The organism is Alkalihalobacillus sp. NPDC127517 (genome assembly GCF_050276055.1).
In the GTDB taxonomy this organism is placed as follows: Bacteria; Bacillota; Bacilli; order Bacillales; family Bacillaceae_D; genus Alkalicoccobacillus.
Genome location: NZ_JBNNQX010000003.1, coordinates 67,637 through 86,469 on the forward strand (window position 1 = coordinate 67,637; position 18,833 = coordinate 86,469).

At 41.0% G+C, this 18,833-nt stretch carries 17 protein-coding genes; 4 read left to right on the forward strand and 13 right to left on the reverse strand.

What is annotated here, in order from left to right:
• Positions 1–28: 28 nt before the first annotated feature.
• From ACQKKO_RS04615 to eutH, 7 genes are all read right to left on the reverse strand, one after another.
• Positions 29–661, reverse strand: a complete 633-nt coding sequence (locus ACQKKO_RS04615) for a LysE family transporter (protein ID WP_498644787.1) — start codon at positions 659–661, stop codon at positions 29–31.
• Positions 662–726: 65 nt separating this feature from the next.
• Entirely contained in the window at positions 727–2,079 is a 1,353-nt protein-coding gene (locus tag ACQKKO_RS04620; RefSeq protein ID WP_498644789.1) for an amino acid permease, read from the reverse strand.
• 174 nt (positions 2,080–2,253) lie between these two features.
• Positions 2,254–2,424: a hypothetical protein gene (locus ACQKKO_RS04625; RefSeq protein WP_498644791.1), complete on the reverse strand. Its 171-nt coding sequence runs from the start codon at positions 2,422–2,424 to the stop codon at positions 2,254–2,256.
• Between the two features lie 129 nt (positions 2,425–2,553).
• Positions 2,554–4,377, reverse strand: coding sequence for a UbiD family decarboxylase (locus ACQKKO_RS04630; RefSeq protein WP_498644793.1), 1,824 nt, complete (start codon positions 4,375–4,377; stop codon positions 2,554–2,556).
• 171 nt (positions 4,378–4,548) lie between these two features.
• Positions 4,549–6,666 (reverse strand): RNA degradosome polyphosphate kinase, encoded by a 2,118-nt coding sequence (locus tag ACQKKO_RS04635; RefSeq protein ID WP_498644795.1) that lies wholly within the window; start codon positions 6,664–6,666, stop codon positions 4,549–4,551.
• A gap of 201 nt (positions 6,667–6,867) precedes the next feature.
• The gene (gene ppx, locus ACQKKO_RS04640) at positions 6,868–8,400 is read right to left on the reverse strand and encodes an exopolyphosphatase (protein WP_498644797.1); all 1,533 of its coding nucleotides are present in this window, start codon (positions 8,398–8,400) and stop codon (positions 6,868–6,870) included.
• Positions 8,401–8,457: 57 nt separating this feature from the next.
• Positions 8,458–9,546, reverse strand: a complete 1,089-nt coding sequence (eutH, locus tag ACQKKO_RS04645; RefSeq protein WP_498645180.1) for an ethanolamine utilization protein EutH — start codon at positions 9,544–9,546, stop codon at positions 8,458–8,460.
• Positions 9,547–9,765: 219 nt separating this feature from the next.
• Here eutH and ACQKKO_RS04650 point away from each other — a divergent pair, with 219 nt between their 5' ends.
• Both ACQKKO_RS04650 and ACQKKO_RS04655 read left to right on the forward strand, forming a co-directional pair.
• Positions 9,766–10,521, forward strand: a complete 756-nt coding sequence (locus tag ACQKKO_RS04650) for a zinc ribbon domain-containing protein (protein WP_498644799.1) — start codon at positions 9,766–9,768, stop codon at positions 10,519–10,521.
• Between the two features lie 66 nt (positions 10,522–10,587).
• On the forward strand, positions 10,588–11,094 hold the full coding sequence (locus ACQKKO_RS04655) for a hypothetical protein (RefSeq protein ID WP_498644801.1): 507 nt from the start codon (positions 10,588–10,590) through the stop codon (positions 11,092–11,094).
• Positions 11,095–11,151: 57 nt separating this feature from the next.
• Here ACQKKO_RS04655 and abc-f read toward each other — a convergent pair whose 3' ends face one another.
• The 5 genes from abc-f to ACQKKO_RS04680 form a co-directional block, all read right to left on the reverse strand.
• Positions 11,152–12,771 carry a ribosomal protection-like ABC-F family protein gene (abc-f, locus tag ACQKKO_RS04660; RefSeq protein ID WP_498644803.1) on the reverse strand — a complete coding sequence of 540 codons (1,620 nt, stop codon included), beginning with the start codon at positions 12,769–12,771 and terminating at the stop codon, positions 11,152–11,154.
• Between the two features lie 311 nt (positions 12,772–13,082).
• Positions 13,083–14,243 carry an MFS transporter gene (locus tag ACQKKO_RS04665; protein WP_498644805.1) on the reverse strand — a complete coding sequence of 387 codons (1,161 nt, stop codon included), beginning with the start codon at positions 14,241–14,243 and terminating at the stop codon, positions 13,083–13,085.
• A gap of 137 nt (positions 14,244–14,380) precedes the next feature.
• Entirely contained in the window at positions 14,381–15,700 is a 1,320-nt protein-coding gene (locus tag ACQKKO_RS04670) for a Na+/H+ antiporter family protein (RefSeq protein WP_498645182.1), read from the reverse strand.
• Positions 15,701–15,809: 109 nt separating this feature from the next.
• The gene (locus ACQKKO_RS04675) at positions 15,810–16,346 is read right to left on the reverse strand and encodes a D-glycero-alpha-D-manno-heptose-1,7-bisphosphate 7-phosphatase (RefSeq protein WP_498645184.1); all 537 of its coding nucleotides are present in this window, start codon (positions 16,344–16,346) and stop codon (positions 15,810–15,812) included.
• Position 16,347: 1 nt separating this feature from the next.
• Complete coding sequence (locus tag ACQKKO_RS04680; RefSeq protein ID WP_498644807.1) at positions 16,348–17,196, reverse strand: MBL fold metallo-hydrolase; 849 nt, start codon at positions 17,194–17,196, stop codon at positions 16,348–16,350.
• A 157-nt stretch (positions 17,197–17,353) separates the two neighbouring features.
• Here ACQKKO_RS04680 and ACQKKO_RS04685 point away from each other — a divergent pair, with 157 nt between their 5' ends.
• Complete coding sequence (locus ACQKKO_RS04685) at positions 17,354–17,602, forward strand: GlsB/YeaQ/YmgE family stress response membrane protein (RefSeq protein ID WP_498644809.1); 249 nt, start codon at positions 17,354–17,356, stop codon at positions 17,600–17,602.
• 101 nt (positions 17,603–17,703) lie between these two features.
• On the opposite strand, the gene ACQKKO_RS04690 is transcribed toward ACQKKO_RS04685, so the two are convergent.
• Positions 17,704–18,018: a winged helix-turn-helix transcriptional regulator gene (locus ACQKKO_RS04690; protein WP_343131855.1), complete on the reverse strand. Its 315-nt coding sequence runs from the start codon at positions 18,016–18,018 to the stop codon at positions 17,704–17,706.
• A 190-nt stretch (positions 18,019–18,208) separates the two neighbouring features.
• Between ACQKKO_RS04690 and ACQKKO_RS04695 the strand changes: the two genes are divergently transcribed.
• Positions 18,209–18,811, forward strand: coding sequence for an NADPH-dependent FMN reductase (locus tag ACQKKO_RS04695; protein WP_498644811.1), 603 nt, complete (start codon positions 18,209–18,211; stop codon positions 18,809–18,811).
• The last annotated feature ends 22 nt before the right edge of the window (positions 18,812–18,833 follow it).

The window sequence follows — 18,833 nt, forward strand, 5'->3', positions numbered from 1 at the left end:
TAAAAGGTGTCGCTTCTTTTTTATGTGATCAATTGATTAAAAGTGTACTTACTCCCATATAACCAAAATATGCCCCAAAACCAATCAAACAAATTCCTGATAGGATGGACACTCTCCCAATCACTTTCTGATTTACATATTTTCGAGCAGTGCTTGATAAAACAGCAACCGCAATATCCCAAGCTGAAATGCCAATGAATATAGCCGCACTGTATAGCCAAATTTGATTGATATCATAGAGAGTGACCGTCTTTGCTAAAACCGATCCATAAATACCTAGCCAAAATAAAATGGTTAGAGGGTTCACAACAGATATCAAAAATCCTGACCAAAAGGATTGAGTTAACGTCTGATTATACCTAGATGTTTTAGCACCGCTTACTTCAGTTGACCCCTTTTTAAGTGATTCTGCTCCGGTATAGACCAGGACAAACGCTCCGAATAGCCAGAGAAACACCTTCACGCCTTCAATTTCAAGAAAATGCGACACACCTAAAAAGACGATAAGCATGTACAAAAGATCTGCTATCATCGCACCAATTCCTACAAACCAAGAATGCAGGAACCCTCCACGAAGTCCCTTCTCTATCTGAGCAGCATTTACAGGTCCAATTGGCGCAGCTAATGAAATGCCCAGCATAATGTAACCCAGTATAATCATTGACTCTCCCCTTCTCACTCATTCCATAAAGCCTATTCATGAGGGGGAGGTTGTACAACTTCTTTTTACGTTGCCTGGCTTTCTTTTCGTTTCTTTCGTTCAAAAATAAAGGAAGCGATTGTAATGACAATCACGAAAAATAGACTCAAGTAAAAGCCAGGCCGCCCTGTATCTTCAAGTAAGATCCCTGCAATGGCGAGCAGCATCAGTAGAATACCGATGACATTCACAATATTCCATCCCATATGTTGTTTGATCACTTTCATGTTAGAAAGCAAAATGCACATCCAATTAAATAAGATTAAAATCCCAGCAGCCGTTGTGATGTATTCAAAAAGCTTACCAGGTAGAACGAGTGCAGCCACCACAGCTAAAATCAATCCAACAACGGCTAGACCAAGTGAAGCAATGGGCAAATCATGAAACTTCACCTTCTTTTCAAACAGCTTAGGCGCATGCTTTTTCTTAGCCATACTGACAAGTAACGTACTCACTCCAAAGAGTGAAGCGGTCATCGCAGAGAAGCCAGCAACGATGATGGCCGCATTAAATACATGCGGAAAAAAGGACAAATTATAGCTCGATAACGCCGTTACAAACGGACTTTCTTTATCTGTAAAATTCGATAAAGCGGTCATGCTGACAGCAAGCCCAAGTGAGACCATATATAAAACGGCGACCACAGCAAGCAATACCGTTCCCGCTTTCGGCGCATCTTCTTTCGATTTTAATTGCATCGCCATTAATCCGATGACTTCAATTCCTCCAAATGCATAAAACGCGTAGATGAGAGAGCCCCAAAATCCTTTTAAACCATGTGGAAAAAGGGATTCATACGACATGTTTAAGGAAGGGCCTGCTGTCTCCCCGCGAATCACATGAAACACTGCCAGACAACCGAGAATGATGAATAGAAAAATAGCAGCTGTCTTTATCACAGAGAGCACATTCTCCACAGAATCGAATCCCTTCGTTCCAAGAATCACGACACCAATGGAAAGGATCGAATATCCTGCTGCAAACAGCCACAGAGGGGTATCTTCAAACCAAAACTGAGACAAGATGGATAAGGCTGTTAATTGACTCCCTATGATCAGAATATTGGACATCCAATAATTCCAGCCTGCGCCAAAGCCGAGCTTAGGACCAAATGCTACTTCGGCGTAGTAACAAAAAGAACCTTCTTGAGGATCATTCGATGTCAGCTTGGCTAGAGCTAAAAAGACAATATATGTACCAATAGCAGCGAGCAAAAAAGCCAACACAATGGATGGCCCAGTCATCGTAATCCCAATACTAGATCCTAGAAAATAACCCGTTCCGATGGTGCATCCGATTCCAAGCAGGGAGAGCTGCCACCAAGCAAGTCCTTTCTTTGACCCTTGCTGTTTTTTCTTCTTTTTATGTTTTTTCACCATAGGTACCGGAACTCCTTGACTGAATAGATAGACCTCTTCCTTAAATGGTCCTCACGTTCTCTATTCTGGTTAGTTGATCTTATAAGCGTTCCACAAAGCTCCAGTAATATGCGATCGTTTTAAGACATACGAAAAAAGCCTTCAGCTAAAGCCAAGGCATACTTCAATATTTTATTAGTCCTTTATTTCTCCATCATCAGACTCATTTAAGACTGATTCAATATGAACAATCTCATCCTCAAGCATCATTGAGATATGGCCTTCGTCCTCTGTGACCTTTGTTCTAAGTTCTTTTAAAAAGTCCAATTCCTTTTGAAACAGCTCTCTCTCTGTCTGATCAATCATAGAGATCCTCCTCATAGGGTCTTAGGTACTTATGATACGCAGATAGCCTTAACTATGTTAAAACCAGTATGGTCAAATCGGACAGTTTTATTCCCAAAAAAAGCCCCAGCTCTAAGCTGAGGCCAGACCTTATCCTTTTAAAGATCCATCTTCATGAAAGAAGCGATTAATCTTCTTTTCAACTTCATCATTCTCAATAAGCGGTGGCGCATGGTGTGGTTTAATCCGGGCATCGATGATCACTGCATCAGCACCCCAATGTTTATGGAGTGTCTGTTCATTAATGCCATACATATCATGAGATGGATTACTACGCGTAAAGGTCACCCAAAGAAAATTATCCTTCGTTTTGCTGACAAATGCACTATCATCAACAAGGATGAGTAATGGACATGTATCAAACGTACCCGCTTCTGCTAGCTCCTGTGTAAGCTTATTCATTTCATGTGCCGTTTGTTCATAGCTTTCAAATGGCTTACACTCAAAGCTGACTACACCGTCTGTAACAAGATGAGCCTGACTGATAGCTGGATGGGCTAATAATTCTGAAGGTACTTCCTTGCATAATGTACGCTTCTTATCACCATACGCCGCTAACACAACCTTACTTCCACTATTTAATCCTGTCCCACTGTAGTCTAGTGTATCAATCGTTGTATTTGTGTAAAAATGAACATCACGCTTAAAATCCATCCGTTCTATTACATATCGAATAAATGCAAGCTCATCGTGCGTTGTAATCGGCTCGTCCTCTTCTGCAGTAATGAAAAGGTATTTCGCTAAACTTAGCTGCCCAAAGCCGAGCACGCGGTTAGCAATGGTTAGTAACTCCGTTGGCTGCTTTACCTTTTGATACGGTGTATAGCGTTCACTGCCAATCGCAAATAAAAGTGGATGTACCCCGGCTGCATCAACTGCGTGGACTTCTTTGACTCCAGGTAATTCCTGAGTGACGGCTTTCCCCGTTAATTCATGAATGATCGCTCCGAAGCTTGTATCTTCTTGAGGCGGTCGGCCAACAACTGTAAACGGCCATATAGCATTGGGTTTAGCGTAGACCTTGTGAACCTTCAATACAGGAAATTCGTGTATCAGGCTATAGTAGCCTAAATGATCACCGAATGGTCCTTCTGGCTTTGTCTCATCTGGATAAATTTCACCTGTAATGACAAAATCAGCATCATGGCTAACGCAGTAGCCATCCTCATAGCTGTAACGAAATCGTTTACCAGCTAAAAGGCCAGCAAACAACGTCTCACTTAACCCTTCAGGTAGTGGCATCACAGCTGACAATGTGTGTGATGGTGGTCCACCAACAAAGATGCTGACCTTCAAAGGCTCCCCTTTTTTTGCTGCCTCCGTCTGGTGCACACCAATCCCTCGTTGGATTTGATAATGCAGACCAATCTCTTTATCTTTTTCGTATTCATTCCCATCGAGCTGTACTCTGTACATCCCAATATTGGCGCTTTTTATGCCAGGATCTGATGGGTCTTCACTATATACCTGTGGCAAGGTAATAAAGGCGCCCCCATCCATTGGCCACGAATGAATCGGTGGTAGATCAGAAATGGAGATCTCTTCAAACCCCGCCCCGGATAAGCTTGATTTCTTTTGCGGTAACGCTTTAAGTGCAGCAAAGCCCTTGCTCGCATTCTTAATTGGGTGCTTAGCTGCCTTCATTGGATCATCCCGTAGTTCTACAAGCTCCTTAATCTCTTCCCAATTCTTACGGAACATAAATTTACTTCGCTCAATTGTCCCAAACAGATTGGATACAGCACGATACTTGGAGCCTTTCACATTTTCAAATAAAATGGCAGGACCTCCTTTTTCGTACACACGACGTTGAATCGAAGCCATTTCTAAATAGGGATCAACCTCTTCTTTAATTCGAATCAGATGTCCGTGTTTTTCTAAATCTATAATTGTGTCCTCTAGGTTTTGATACATAAGGTTATTTTGGGTACTATTTCTTCAAATAGCCCCGTTCCTTTCTGCTACTCATAATAGCTTTTATACGTACTTCTATCATATCATTAGTGTTTGGACCGCTTCCAACGTTTTCATTGTTAGACACAAAAACGAGCATTCTAGTAAACTAGAATACTCGCTTGTCTCCCGCTATTCCTCATCTTCCTTCACTCGGTAGGCTTGACTGAATAACGAGCTCTGGCTATTAATAAATGGTTCCTCTTTGCGTCGTTTCACGTAGTGGTAGGTTCCATCCGCATCTTGAATTCTCGCCTTCATATTATCTGAGAGAATGGTTGTGAGGATCCCCATAATTCGTTGCTTGATCGCTGGCTCATACACAGGGAACATGATCTCCACGCGCTTTTCCATATTTCGAGTCATCATATCTGCCGATGAAAGAAAGTGCTTCTTTTCTCCATTATGATGAAAATAGAAAATACGGGTGTGCTCCAAAAATCTTCCCACGATGCTTCGAACAGTAATGTTCTCACTCACCCCTTCAAGACCTGGACGCAAGCAACAGATGCCACGTATAATGAGCTCAATTTTCACACCAGCATTTGATGCCTCGTAGAGCTTTGTGATAATTGGCTTGTCCGTTAAAGAGTTCATTTTCAAGATGATGTGGCCATTTTTAAACCGCTGATGAAAACTTATTTCTTTGTCAATTAGCGAGAGAATATCTTTTCGAATATCAAAAGGTGCGACTGACAAATGATGATAGACCGGTTTTTCTGTGTACCCACTTAAGTGATTAAAGAAATTCGTCGCATCCATCCCAAACTTTCTTTTAGATGTAAACAAACCTAAATCCGTGTAAATCTTAGCCGTTTGATCATTGTAGTTTCCGGTTCCAAGATGAACGAGGCGTTCAATCCGGTTGTTTCGTCTTCTGACTACAAGTGTGATTTTACTATGTGTTTTTAAATGGGTCATCCCATAAATAACGTGACAGCCTGCTTTTTCGAGCTCCTTGGTCCAAAGCACATTGTTTTCTTCATCAAAACGCGCTTTCAGCTCAAATAAAACCGTCACCTGCTTACCCTTCTCAGCCGCACGAATCAGCGCATTAATAATCGGTGACTCTCCGCTTACCCGGTACAGTGTTTGTTTGATAGCCAAAACATCAGGGTCCTCTGCCGCTTTCGCAACAAAGTCAACAACCGGCTCAAACGATTCAAATGGATGGTGCAATAGAATATCTCGATCACACACACTTTCTAGGATATCCTCATCGTGTGAAAGCTCAAGAGTAGGCTGTGGAATTAAGGCTTGATACATTAAATGCTCTCTCTCACCTGATACCTTCTTATAGAATGAAAACAAAGCAGTCAGGTCAATCAGCCCATCGACTTCATAAACATCCTTCTTATGAATTTCTAATTCATCTGTTAGATAATCAAGAATAGAGTAATCAAAGCCTTTTTTCTGAATTTCAAGCCGGACGGCTGCTCCGCGCTTCCGTTTCTTTAACTCTTTTTCGATTTCTTTTAATAAATCTCTCGCTCCTTCTTCATGGATCGTTAAATCGGCGTTTCGTGTAATACGAAAAACGGAGGAGGATACAATGTCATACCCTGTGAATAATTTGTGTATAAAGAAACGAATTACGTCTTCAAGCATAACAAAATGTAGTCGTTTTGGATGAGATCCATGAACTGGAATGAAGCGATCTAATACTGAAGGCACTTGTACAAGTGCCGTTTTCTTCTCACCTTCACCTAAATCATGAGTATCCTTTAACAGAATGACTAGATTCAAACTTTTGTTTAATAACATCGGAAATGGGCGATACGCATCTACAGCCATCGGCGTCAGTACAGGAAGAATGTGCTCCTCGAAGTACTTCTCCAACTGAAGCGTTTGCATACGTGTTAAGCTCTTCATTTCTTGGATATAAATATCTTCATCAGCAAGCATTGGCACCAGCGTATCTTGAAAAACGTGGTATTGTAATTGAACCATTTGGTGTGTTTTTGATGTGATAGCTGTTAGTTGTTGTTTCGGGGTCATTCCTGCTTTGTTTTCTGGCTTATTAAACCCGGCCTTAATTTGGTCTTTGATGCCAGCCACACGCACCATAAAAAATTCATCCAGGTTCGAACTGAAAATAGCCAAAAACTTTAACCGTTCAAGAAGGGGATTGGTTTCATCTAATGCCTCTTCTAATACCCTTTCATTAAAAGCAAGCCAGCTTAATTCCCTATTATTATAGTACATTGGGTCACTAAGCTTTCGACGAATCTCTTCTGTTATCATCAACATACAAGCACCCTTTTTTTAGACAAGATTTTAGGAATATTGTATCATCTGAAAGAATCATTAAATGTAAATGTTTTGTAAAGATTTCGACAGATCGGTTCATTTTTTGAAAAAAGTAAGGACAAAGAATAACGAAAGACTGATGACTCTCTACCTGAGGATCATCAGTCTTCTGTTGTCATGTCAAGCTCATTTCTTGGTCTCTCACTCACTCCAAACAAACTCAACAGATATAGATTTTTTAATTTGTTTCTCTAAATGCTTCTTTTGTTTCTCCACTTGGTATTGCTCCGGCTTCCAATCTTTATCACACTTAGCTGTAATCGTTAGACCATCGTTTTTGTTCTTAATTTTTAGATCAACGATGATATTTCGTTTGGTTGAATGAAAGCTATTGGCCAATGTTAAAATGGCTCCATATTGTTGATATAGACACAATTCATCGTTTGTAAACCAATTTTTGAATGTACCTGCATTTTGCTTGAAAAAGGACTTATTTTTAAATGATGCAAGCAATGATAGCTTAATTCGGTCCTTGTGCAATATTCCATTGATGGTACGATTCGCAAGTAAATAAAATGTGTGTTGCTTACCAGAGTCTTCATCAATATACGCACCCACATTGTATACGAATGCAGCTTGTTTAAGAAGAGCTAGATCGTCCTTTGTTGCAGTGATCAATCCTTCAGTACAAAGCTTTTGTGCAAGGAGCAACACGGTGTCCATACGATGCTTAGCTTGAGCTGTATCAATTTCATAGTCGAGCCCCAGTTCTTGAAAGCTTTGTTCGACAACGGAAGGATACAGGACATCCTCTCCCTTAATCTTTCTTTCCTCAAACAGGACTCCGTCTCTTAATCCATTTCGACTAAGCACAAAGGATTCCGCATGTACGATGTCCGCTAATCCTTGGAATACTTCCAGGGCGGGACAGATAATATCCGCTCGGTCTTTGGACAAACCATCAACCTTTTGAAGCTCCTGTAATGTAAGAGGTGCTAAGATCGTTCGAACGTCCTCCACATCTTTTCGATTCATTTTATATTGGTGAAGCCCTGATAATGGGTAATCAATGGACTCTTGATGAACCCTGACCACATTTCTGGCACTTCCTCCTATACCTATGATCGGAAGACTGGCACCCTTTAACCAGGAGAGTGATTCAAACTGTTCGATGACAAAGGCTCGAATCGCCTGTAATTCCTTCTTCGTTGCGGCATCTCCTACTACAAATTGTTTCTTTAAGGTTAAAGCACCAAAAGGAAAGCTATGGTAATGAATAAGCTCTCTTTCCTTAAACAAGGTAACTTCTGTACTACCACCACCTATATCAATGGTAATGGCATCAGTAAATGGCATTGACTGCACAACAGCAATGTATCCGAAATAAGCTTCTTCGTAATCGGATAGGACTCTCATTGTGAAATCTGTTTCTTTTTTTACACGTTCCAGGATCTCATCCTGATTTTTAGCATGACGGATGGCCGCGGTTGCAACACATCGGACATTCTTTAACTGATGGAACCGAGTGACCTCTTGAAAACTATGTAAAAAAGAAATTAATCGTTTGATTCCTGACTCTTGCAAAATTAACTCATCAGATAAATCATTACGTAGTCTTGCTACGAGTTTAATATTCTCTATTTCTTTTAGTCTTCCGCTTTTATCTTCTGAATAGATAACAAGGCGCATAGAATTCGAGCCAACGTCAATTATGGCATATTTGTTTGGTTTCACTCTTCACACATCCTAACGACATTCATATTGTTCTTATACTATATCGGTTCTTCTTTGCTATCCATTATAAACGCTTTTCTTTCGTTCAAACCATAGAGCAAGCGCAATTGCAGTAAGTCCGCCAATTAATTTTCCAATTATCATAAATTGAACCATATCTCGGTCTATACCTGCTACAAAACCAAGATGACCGCCAATGACAAAGGCTCCACTGACCGAGAAGGCTACAACGACCACTTTTCCTTTTGTTTGCATATCCCCAAGAAGGGTAAACGCGGGGATCACATGTGCAAGTGATGCGACCAATCCTGCCATTGCAAAGCGATCTAACCCAATTAGATGCCCCGAACGTTCAAGTGGTTTACGAAAAACCTTTGATATACACTCTACAAGCGGAAAGGCTCCTCCTAAAACGAGAGCAATCGTTCCAACAATTTGTAGTCCTTCCGAATAAGGAGCCATTTCCTGAAATAAACGAATCCCTGTGAGAACCTCCAAACCTGCGACGACTAATCCCATAACTCCAACAACTTGAACGCATTTCCCAAACGTGACAAACCGTCTAATCCACCACTCTGGCCTCTTCCACAAACCAATCATAATCATTAGTGAAAATAGCGTAGGAATCAGTAAATTAAGGATCATCATTTGATATTCAAACCCAGCAAGGGCTCCACCTACAAAACATCCTAAAGGAATGGTACTCAGTCCAATCAGAATTCCTTTTGAAAAAGATGAATAATCTTCCTTTTTTATGATTGAAAGAGCAATAGGAAGGGTAAAGACAATGGTAGGACCTAGCATCGTACCAAGAAATACCCAAGAAAAGACACCGGCATCTGCATCATGTGCCATCGCTTCAGCTAATGCATAACCTCCCATATCGAGAGCCAAAATTGTATTCGCAAAGGAGGACGGATCTGCTCCAATCAATAGATAAAGTGGCGAAACAACAGGGATTAAAAAATTTGCCGCAATTGGTGCCAATGTAATAATACCAATCATTGCTAAGGCGACGGAGCCCATCGTCATGAGTCCTTTATGAAAAGAAACACCTAGCCCAAAACGATTACCTAAACAATAATCAAGAGCCCCTACACCTAAAAAAATAGCTAATATGATCATAATACCGTCATTTATCCACAACATTTTGAACAGTCCTTCTCATGCATTTTATATTTGCTAAGTATACTTCTTAAGGACTGATCTATAAAGAAAAGCTAGTACCTTTCTCCTTTTTAAAATCTATGTATCCTAAGACTTAAGTAGGGAATATAACCCTTATTATACATATCACTTCCAATCCATTCTAAAATACGATATGTTCATTTTATTTAAAGAAGCCGAACGAGGAGGAATCTAATTATGACATGTGCAAAATGTGGAACAGCTCTGCCACCCGAAAGTAAATTTTGTGAGCAGTGTGGGGAACAAATCGAACCATCAACAGTTCAAACAGAGGAAGCAAGCACAGTTGAAACAACAGCAAAACCACAAAATGAAACGGTAGAAAAAGTAACGGCGCTAATTAAAAATTATTGGACTTATTTTCTTTCAAATCTAAAAGCGCCAACTCAAAGAGGTTTTGTAGAAAACCAAGGCAACGTGATTTTTGCCACAATTAATGTCGCTCTTATCGCATTCTTTTTTGCCTTTACGTTGTATGCACAGCTTGGCTTTCGTATGGATAGCTACTTTGGATTAAGCTTGAGTTTTAGTGAAAGCTTTATCCCTGGATTCTTCTTTATGCTTATCTTTTTAGCCATTATCATTGGTGGTCTTTTTCTCACGTTAAAACTTGTTACCGAATCATCCATTGCTCTTCAAGCATTCTATAGCCGGTTCGGAGAATCTTTAGTCGTACCTGTTGCTCTCTCTGTGCTTGCTTTTATTAGCGGATTAATCGGAATAGGCAGTGTTACTTCATTATTCCTTGGATTATTATTCCTTACGCTTTTTGCCATCATGATTATGGTTTATCAAACAGAGGTGAAACAAGCAAGTTTAGCTAAATTCGATCCATTGTATGGTTTGGTTGCATTATTTGCTGTCACACTCATCCTACTAAATTATGTTTCAAGCTATATGTTAGCTGGCATGTTGATGTCATTGTTCGTATAATGAGTGTAAGGCTTCACAATTTGTGAAGCCTTCTTTTTATATGAACCTATTAAAATGGAGGCATCTATGACGCTTGAATCAACTAAAAGTATGGATACAGGTCATTTACATGAGACACCTAAAGACGAAAAGGAAGCGCTTCAATTATATGTTGGACCTAAGTATGCGGACTATCAGAAGAAATGGGCCATTGGACGAAGTGGGAAGCCGACGTTAATCAGCCTAAACTTAGGTGGCTTATTCGGTACCTTTTGCTGGTCTGCCGGTCGTGCTATGTATGTCTACGCATCGTTCTTTTTCTTATTTATACTCTTTACAGATCTTCTCTTCCTAACAACCGGATACCCACTCTGGGAGGACACAGCCTATGCCATTGTTCCTTTAGTTATCTACGGGGTATTTGGCAATTACAACTACCATCATTTTGCCACACAAAAAGTAAAGAAGATGATGGCAAAACAGTGTACGAGAGAGGAATTTAGTAAAGCAGGAGGCTTTAAGTGGAGACGATTTTTTGCATTCGCTGGCCTTCTTATTGCCTACTTTGGGATTAGTAGCATCTTATTTTATTGATCTCTGTCTTTAATAGAAGACGAGCCCTCTCGAATGGAGAGCGCTCGTCTTCTTCATTTAGTCTGCTTTCCTTACTAGTTGTTTCTTTTTTTTAACGAGCTCTTTAAACTTTATGTCTAACTGCGCTTTTTCCACTTCATTTGTTGTAGTTGAAAGTCTGCTTAACAGCTCTGTAAGCTGCATATCAATCGTTAGGACATCCGGTTCCTCTATAGTTTTCATGGATGCTGTTCCGTCAGTGGTTTCAACAGCTTTAACCTTAGGCTCATCCTCTTCCAACGATAACTGATGAGTGGCAAGAGCAGAAACAAATGAACGATCATGACTTACAAAAAGAATGGTTCCAGGATAAGCAAGTAGGATCTCAGTTAACGATTCCTTCGTATCCAGGTCTAGATAATTTGTTGGTTCGTCCAGAATAAGAAGATTCACATCACTTAAAAAGACCTTTGCCATGGAGACTCTAATTCGCTCTCCGCCACTTAGTACCGACACATTCTTAAACACATCATCCCGCTTAAAAGCCAGCCTAGCAAGTACCTTTCGCACGAATGTCTCCTCGTACGGACTATCCTCCATTACATTAATTAGAATTGATCTTTGGTCGTTGAGGTTTTCTTGGTGCTGTGAGAAAAAACCGATCTTTGCAGGTTGAGCAACTCGGAGACGTTCACTCCGATCAACAACCATCTTAAGCAGTGTCGTCTTACCCGTGCCATTCCCTCCCGTTATCGCTAACCTGCTCCCTCGCTCCACTTCTCCGGTGACTTTACCAACAAGGGTTCGATCCCCCACGTTTACTGTACAGTCTAAGAACTGAACCACTCTTTTACTGTGCAAATCAGGGAAGTCAGCAAGATTAAACACAATTGGTTCAATCTCCATGGGTTTTTCTTTCTTCTCTAGCTTTTGAGCTCTCGTTTCCATTGCTTCAGCTGATCGATTTAATTTTGCTTTTTGCACACCAGAGCTTCTTTTGTGTAATCTTGCTTCAGAATTCCCCATACGATTTGGTGCCTTTTTAATTCCATCAGACTTCGCTTTCAGCTTTTTCGCTGCTTCCATTAAGCGGTTTCGTTCAGTCATATACTCTTGATGTTCCTTATATCCTTTTTCTTTCTCCAATTGCTTTTGTGAAAGGTACGCATCATAATTCCCTTCATAAACCGTAACCTTTCCCTCGTCAATCTCCCATATCGTCGTACAAAGCTTATTTAAGAAATCCTTGTCATGCGAGGTAAGCAAAATAGCTCCCTTAAAGGCATGAAGTTCCGTTTCAAGCTGTCGTATTCCGCTCACGTCTAAGTGGCTGGTTGGCTCATCTGCAATCAGGATATGCGCATCTGACGATAACGCCTGTGCGATTTTCCGGCGTGTCTTTTCGCCTCCACTGGCCTCTGATTGGTTTGCAAGCCTCCACTTACCATGTAAATCTGAGCGAATGTCTTGATTTGCCCCTCCAAGCTGTGGAACATATGCAATGGTTCCGTATCTCTCCACCTGGCCCGAATCTTGCTTAGCCGTCCCAGCGAGTACCGACAACAGTGTAGACTTTCCTGCTCCGTTACGTCCCACCACTCCAACTCGCTCCTGATTGTAAAGAGACAATGTCTCGATTCGGAACATAGTCCGTCCTCCAAAACTCTTTTCAAGGTGATCTATTTTCAGATATAACATAAAAAAAACTCCCTCCAGATGCTAGAGAGAGTTCGTACGATGCGCACACCTATATTCAAATAAGCCAGACTGCTCCTACAAACGGCAGACCTCGGCAGAATATAAGTGACTGTACCTGTACAAACATCGCCCGAATCTCATCTCTAAACATACTCGTTAATTTTCTTTAAATGAACACAGACTGGTTGCGTCTTCCATTCATTCAAATTCATTAAGATGTACTGTTTATTAGATAAGATTCTACTTCATTGTACGAGGTACCATCCTTTCCACTTAATTGCTTTTATCTTTACATATTGTATGAGGTGATGTCAAGATTCCGTTTTCCCTTCAATGGATGGTTGCTTAAATGAAAATAGCGCAAAAGCGATTGAGAGTAGCACCAGCACACTACCTGCAATAGGGGCTGCTTCAACCGAGAATCCGTTAACTACTAAACCTCCAACACCTGAGCCTATTGCAATGCCAAATTGTAATGCGGAGGTGTTGATACTCTGTTGGATATCCGACGTGCTTGGAGCCGTTTTAATTAAATATCCTTGTTGGGCCGGGGCTATAGACCAGCTTAGCATCCCCCACACAATAAGAGATAGTGTGAATAAAATGACGGAATGACTGGTGAGTGGCATGGTCACTAACACAATAAAGAAAAGGATTGTAAAGAAAATGACTGTCTTTTCAGGTCCCATCCGATCCGTAAGCCAGCCACCGATCCCACCGCCACTTACGGCAGACAATCCAAATACAAAGAAGGCCACACTCACCCAATAAGCTTCAGCATTTAGCGTCACATGCAAATACTCAGCAAAATAAGCATACATTGTATAGTGTCCTGCTAACACTAAAAGAGTAACAAGATGAGCAGTAGATAGCTTCAGATGTTTTAAGGAGCTTACTTGCTCACGTACAGAGCTAACCTGAACAGGAGCAATCGGGTCGAGAAACTTCATTATAACCAAACCAGCAATGAGAGATAGAAGAGCAATGATTAAAAAAAGAATTCTCCAGCCATAGGCCTCTCCAATAAGGACTCCTACCGGAACACCCAGTACAAGAGCAGAGCTTACACCCATAGTGATCGTACCGATCGCTCGGGAGCGGTAGCTTGGCTTCACAATTTTTGGAGCGATGGTTAGAGAAAGAACAATAATTAAGGCAGCACTCATGGATGTTAGTACACGAAAGACTAAGAGTGCACCATACCCCGGACTAAGAAACGAACCGATATTGGCTATGAAAAAGACACCGAGTGAGATTAAATAAAGTCGCTTCCGCTCATATTTACTTGTTAAAGACATCAAAACAGGACCAGAGACGGCAAAAACAAGCGCAAATACGGTAATCAACTGACCGGCTACGCCAACTGAAACACCTAAATCATCAGATATAACAGGAAGAATTCCTCCTATAATTAACTCAACCATCCCAACAACAAACGCTGAGATTGCCAGAACATATACTTTAAAGTTCATGTTAGAATCCACCTTCCAAAAACATAAAACACGAGTGTTAGTTTACCTCACATGCCACTAGACAACAAGGAAAGCCTCACCATTATCTTTTCCTGTTTCTCATAGAAAAAAGCTCCCCTAAGGAAGCTTTTTCAACTCTATAAAATGATGGCCGCGATCCATCCAAAGATAATGAGCGGAATATTAAAATGCAGAAAAGTCGGTACACACGTATCCCAGATATGATTGTGCTGTCCATCCGCATTTAACCCGGCGGTTGGTCCAAGAGTACTGTCCGATGCAGGAGACCCCGCATCACCAATTGCTCCTGCTGTCCCAATTAAAGAAATCGTGGCAAGCGGACTAAAACCCATAGCCGCACATAATGGAACAAACAGGGCTGCAATAATTGGGACAGTGGCAAATGATGAGCCAATTCCCATCGTAATTAAAATCCCGATTAAAATCATAAGTATAGCTGCTAGACCCTTACTGTCGCCCATCCATGCAACAGAGGATTCCACCAGTTGTTCTACATCGCCGGTCGCGCGTATTACCTCCGCAAAACCAGCTGCAGCTATCATTACAAATCCGATAAATGCCATCATTTTCATTCCTTCAGTTAGAAGGGCATCTGATTCCTTAAAGCGAACAGACCCACTGAAAACTAAGACAATCAACCCAGCTACACCAGCAATAATCATTGAATCAGCTAGTACCTGAACGATAACCGTTACGAGGATTGCCACTGCCGCACTAATTAAGGAATAAACGGAGTAGGCAACAGAAGTCGGTGCATCCTCGGCAAGGGTGCTTTGTTCATAATGACGAGGCTTTAGATACGTAATAAAAACAGCCACTAACAACCCAAGAAACATCCCGAGTGTAGGGAGAAGCATCGCATAAGGCATGTCACTAAGAGATACATTCATACCATTTGCTTTAATATTATCAATGACAATCCCGTGAAAAATGGCTCCAAACCCAAAAGGTAATAGCATATATGGAGCTTGCAAGCCAAATGTCATAATGCTTGCAACCGCGCGTCGATCTACCAATAATTCATTTAATACCTGTAGAATAGGCGGAATCAGTATAGGAATAAAGGCAATATGAATCGGAATCAAGTTTTGAGACATACAAGAAATAAGAAATATTATTAAAAAAATCAGTGCTTTTGGCAGAGTCTTGGAACGGGCCTCGCCTTTTTTTCCAACTAATTTTATGGAGAAATCTACAAGTAATTGTGGAAGTCCTGTTTTTGATAAGGCTACCGCAAAAGCACCTAAAACCGCATAACTTAATGCAATGCTGGCGCTATTCCCAAGACCTTCCGTAAAGACTTCAATCGTTCCATTAAATCCAAGCCCACCAACAAGACCACCGGTTACTGCTCCAATGACTAGAGCCACAACAACATGTACACGAAGTAAGCTTAAAACAATCATAAGTAATACCGCAATCACAACTGCGTTCATCATAAAAAACACCCTAACTTATGCTTTAGTTCGATAAATCACTAAATCGAACTTTACCATCCCCTTAGGCTTTTTGTCAATATTGAAAACAAGAGTAGGCAGCTTTTTCCTACTCTTTCATTCCATCTAAAATCCAGGACACGGCGGTTTTTAGATCCGCACAAACTTTGGCTGCACCAAAGGTCTGATCGTCTCTGGCATGAACAAGGATTGTTGTACAACCGGCTTTTTGACCAGCTTGAATGTCCGGCTCCCGGTCCCCTATCATGTAGCTTTGTTCAAGATTCACATCATGCTTTTCAGCTAACGTTTCTAGCATATATGCTTTTGGCTTTCGACATGGACATCCCTCATGTGGCTTATGTGAACAGTACATGATGCCATCAACAAACGCACCACTCTCTTCAAGCTTCTGCTTCATGTACTGATGAATCGCTTCTAACATGTCCTCACTCATATAACCTAAACCAATTCCGCCTTGATTGGTTACAACAAATACAAGATAACCTTCTTGATTTAACCATTTAATTGCCTGTGCTACACCAGGTAAGAGGTAAAAGTCTTTTGGCTTATTCACAAATCGAATGCGGTTCGTTAATACTTCATTTATTACACCATCACGATCTAGAAAGACGGCACGATGCATCCTATTGATCAGTGTATTTCCCATAGTCTGGGATAGCCACTTGATCAAATTCGCTAACTAATCGCTTTAAATCATTTTTAAATTCTTCACCGAACATTGGTAACCCGTGTCCCGGCCCGATAAAATTCGGCTGTAGGTCCTGTAGCAGTTCGGCTGATTTTTTGGCAGCGTGCCAGTCCGTCGTCAGGTATCTTGGTGGACCTTGAAGCTGCTCAGACTGAGTAATTACATCATATAAAGAATCTTGCTTAACTGTAATGATTGCATCCGCTGATAAAAGTGCTCCATCGCGCTCACGATACAAGGCGATTTGACCTGGAGAATGACCTGGTGTGTGAATCCATCCCCAATCTGAAAATCCATCGATCTTCTCACTTTCAGGTAGCTCTTCAATAAAGGGGTTTAAATTGATTGCTTGGTATGGGAAGGCACCAGATATTTTTGCAACCATTCCTCCCTCAACTGTAGGATCCGGCTTTGGATAATCTTGTTTCCCTGTTACAAACGGAAGCTCCGCCTTATGACAATAAGCTTTCACATTCCAGTGGGAGGCGAGTTCATACGCTGCACCTACGTGATCAAAATGACCATGAGTTAATACGATCATCTTCGGTGGATGAGCCTCTCCAAATTCTGTTTTTAGTGCAGACAGGATGACGTCAGCTTTCCTGCTAATTCCACAATCGACTAAGAACCATTCATGTGGCTCGCTTGGATTTCCTACAAAGTAAACATTCACAATTTTATCTGTGTAACAAACAACATCTTCTGTTAAACGCTGAACCAACCCGTCATGAGCTGAGGTCATAGGAATAGTTTGGGTAGGTTCTGTGCTTGTTTGATTGTCCATCATTAACTCCCTTTAACTTGTAGTTTAATACGCACCCTTAGGATGGCTAAGAATAGAGTTCCTATCCTCTCTGCATTTATCAGAATTATTAAATTTGTTTGCGTGCTGCGGCAAAGGGAATAGGAGAATTGTACTTATAACGAAGGAGAGATTTTATATGGGTTTTATTTGGAGTCTTATTATTGGTGGATTAATTGGATGGGCAGCTGGAGCCATCACAGGTAAAGGTGTTCCATTCGGAATCATCGGAAACATTATTGCTGGTTTTGTTGGAGCAAGTCTCGGAACAGCTATCCTAGGAGACATTGGACCTTCACTAGGTGGATTCGCCATATTCCCTGCATTAGTAGGTGCGATTATTTTAATTTTAATCGTATCGTTTGTATTACGTTTGTTAAAGAAGTAACTGTTATGAAAACCCCGAAGCCATTTCGGGGTTTTTTTAGTGCACTTAACATAGGAAGTGAACATACAAAAAACTGCTCACCTTCTCGATGAGCAGTTTTATTATGATTCTGTTTCCATCCACGTTTCAGCGAACTTCTCCATCTCTAACATAATTGGTTGAAGAGCCAATCCTTTTTCAGTTAAGGAATATTCAATCCGCACCGGGGTTTCCGGAATCACATCCCGTTTCACAATCCCCTCAGATTCTAAATCTTTCAGTCGTTCAGAAAGAACTCTACCGCTGACAGCCATGGAGGATTCAATATGACAGAAACGCTTAGGTCCAGGCAAAAGTTGATAGATGATTAACCCCGTCCACCTTTGACTAAGGATGCCCATTGCTTTTTCAAATCTAGGACAAATTGACGTATCCATTCCAATCACTCCTCCCCTCTATTATATACCCATTCACGAAAAAATAAATTACTTTTTATAAAAAACTTACTTGACATAACAAATTTATAAATGTATATTTACTTACATAAAGTAAGTTAGTTACAAGATATTTGTAAGCAGGTATATGCAAGTCATCTTCAGAATATATATTGCAGGCGGTGTATTACACATGAGTTTCATGAAAAAATTATTCGGAAAAGAAACTAAGGAGGAAATACAAATGGCACAAGAAACATTAAAAATTGGAATTATTTTAGGAAGCACGAGACAAGGACGTGTAAGCCCACAGGTTGGAGAATGGGTGAAGAAGTTAGCAGATGAACGTGGAGACGCTGAATATGAAATCGTGGATATCGCGGATTTCGAGCTTCCGTTTCTAGGAACAACCGATGGAACAGAGCCAGGAATTGGTGCTTGGAATCAAAAGCTTGCTAGCCTTGATGGATTTGTCTTTATCGTTCAAGAGTATAACCACAGCATCTCAGGTTCACTGAAAAATGCTTTAGATTTCGCGCGTGACGCATGGCACAACAAAGCAGCTGGAATTGTCAGCTACGGTTCAACAGGTGGCGCACGTGCAGCCGAACATCTTCGTGGCATTCTAGGAGAGCTTAAAGTAGCCGATGTTCGTACACATCCGACGCTTTCATTATTCTTAGACTTCGAGAACGGGCAAGACTTTAAACCTCAAGAACTTCACCAAACAAACATCACTGCAATGCTTGATGAAGTAAATGAGTGGAGTACTGCATTAAAAACAATTCGTAAATAGTACGTTAAAACCTGCCTCTGAT

Bases quoted from the DNA above. Each gene is read 5' to 3' on its own strand.
- abc-f (WP_498644803.1), bottom strand. From the start codon at position 12,771: ATGTTATATCTGAAAATAGATCACCTTGAAAAGAGTTTTGGAGGACGG.
- ACQKKO_RS04625 (WP_498644791.1), bottom strand. From the start codon at position 2,424: ATGATTGATCAGACAGAGAGAGAGCTGTTTCAAAAGGAATTGGACTTT.
- ACQKKO_RS04630 (WP_498644793.1), bottom strand. From the start codon at position 4,377: ATGTATCAAAACCTAGAGGACACAATTATAGATTTAGAAAAACACGGA.
- ACQKKO_RS04635 (WP_498644795.1), bottom strand. From the start codon at position 6,666: ATGTTGATGATAACAGAAGAGATTCGTCGAAAGCTTAGTGACCCAATG.
- ACQKKO_RS04615 (WP_498644787.1), bottom strand. From the start codon at position 661: ATGATTATACTGGGTTACATTATGCTGGGCATTTCATTAGCTGCGCCA.
- ACQKKO_RS04695 (WP_498644811.1), top strand. From the start codon at position 18,209: ATGAGTTTCATGAAAAAATTATTCGGAAAAGAAACTAAGGAGGAAATA.
- ACQKKO_RS04620 (WP_498644789.1), bottom strand. From the start codon at position 2,079: ATGGTGAAAAAACATAAAAAGAAGAAAAAACAGCAAGGGTCAAAGAAA.
- ACQKKO_RS04650 (WP_498644799.1), top strand. From the start codon at position 9,766: ATGACATGTGCAAAATGTGGAACAGCTCTGCCACCCGAAAGTAAATTT.
- ACQKKO_RS04690 (WP_343131855.1), bottom strand. From the start codon at position 18,018: ATGGATACGTCAATTTGTCCTAGATTTGAAAAAGCAATGGGCATCCTT.
- ACQKKO_RS04675 (WP_498645184.1), bottom strand. From the start codon at position 16,346: ATGCATCGTGCCGTCTTTCTAGATCGTGATGGTGTAATAAATGAAGTA.
- ACQKKO_RS04680 (WP_498644807.1), bottom strand. From the start codon at position 17,196: ATGGACAATCAAACAAGCACAGAACCTACCCAAACTATTCCTATGACC.
- ACQKKO_RS04685 (WP_498644809.1), top strand. From the start codon at position 17,354: ATGGGTTTTATTTGGAGTCTTATTATTGGTGGATTAATTGGATGGGCA.
- ACQKKO_RS04670 (WP_498645182.1), bottom strand. From the start codon at position 15,700: ATGAACGCAGTTGTGATTGCGGTATTACTTATGATTGTTTTAAGCTTA.
- ACQKKO_RS04655 (WP_498644801.1), top strand. From the start codon at position 10,588: ATGACGCTTGAATCAACTAAAAGTATGGATACAGGTCATTTACATGAG.
- ACQKKO_RS04665 (WP_498644805.1), bottom strand. From the start codon at position 14,243: ATGAACTTTAAAGTATATGTTCTGGCAATCTCAGCGTTTGTTGTTGGG.